This is a genomic window from Gilliamella sp. Pra-s60 (assembly GCF_009795755.1).
GTDB lineage: Bacteria > Pseudomonadota > Gammaproteobacteria > Enterobacterales > Orbaceae > Gilliamella.
The window spans coordinates 1-1155 of sequence record NZ_WTFA01000041.1 but is presented as its reverse complement, the minus strand read 5'-3'; the positions used below and the strand labels follow the sequence as shown (position 1 = coordinate 1155).

The 1155-nt window shown below is 46.4% G+C and carries 1 protein-coding gene; it reads left to right on the top strand.

Going from position 1 to position 1155, the window contains the following annotated elements:
• Positions 1 to 1093, top strand: a 1093-nt coding sequence (locus GQ596_RS10930) for a hypothetical protein (RefSeq protein ID WP_160401753.1), incomplete at its 5' end; no start/stop codon positions are given.
• Positions 1094 to 1155: the final 62 nt, after the last annotated feature.

The window sequence follows — 1155 nt, the reverse complement described above, 5'->3', positions numbered from 1 at the left end:
TACCGATAAAAACGGTACTACGGTTAATCGTACTGATGCATTAGATATATGTAATGCCCCTTATAAGGTAACTTTAACAAGTACAGGTGGCACATTAAGTACGCAGTATGGTGTGCCAAGGAGTAGTAGTTTTAGTGGCGCAACGGTGGATTATTATATTAATCCAAATAATTTATCTGCTAGCTGTTATTTTGTGCAATCGGTCAGGCCGAATTTGGTGTATGGTGGAACAACTGGCATTGATCCTTACGACGACCCCCACTTTGCAGGCCCATCTAACATATGGAATCCTAGTAAGGGCTTCTTAACTCAATCAACGAGTCCATCATCTTACGACAGGAACTTTCCAACGACTGGTGCAGATGGCTTGTATTTTGATTTGGATATAGGTGGTATTGACGCAAGTCAGTTAAGTTGGACGGTTAACACAAGTGGAAGTATAAGTGCAACGGTGAGTTGGACAAGGCCGCGTTCAGGTACATTCACAGACCCTTTTGGAGGTACTGTCCAAGCTGATAAATGGATTACGGATAAATCCAAATATGTAGCTCGGGTAACGTTGCATGGTCCAAGGGCAAGTCGTAGTCAAATAAGTTCAAGTCGTCCAAGTTCATTAGCAAGTCCATCTTTGCCACAGACATTTGAGTTGGTCGGTAGGGATAGAAGTGGTAATGAGGTTCGTTATGGCTTTGTGTTAAAGCAGTGGTTCGTCAATCGTGGTAATAAAACCGCTACCCCTCCTAATCAAACAGCATGGTGTAATAGTTTGGGTTATCGTATGGTACGGATAAGGGATTTAACCAATGCGAAGTGTGGCGTAGATAATAGGTTTCCATGTGTAAATAGCATAGATGGCGCAGCCCCTAGTTCATCAGGCGATAGGTATCAGCGTAACATAGGTGCAGGATTTTTCACGGAGTGGGGCTCCATGCCCTACTACGCTGATGCGGGCTTCGTCAACGACAATTTCAGCAGCTACTGGACGAGCGACGCCAGAGGTAGCGGCAACGAGTTCGATGTCCACTCGTACGAAGGCCTCGTCGGCAGCGCCAGTGCCCGCGACTCCCGCTATGGCCTTTGCACCGCACCTTAGCTTTTAGCGTTTAGTTCTTAATCCTTAGGGCGCGGGGGGCGATTATGGTGCCTGAGGGGATA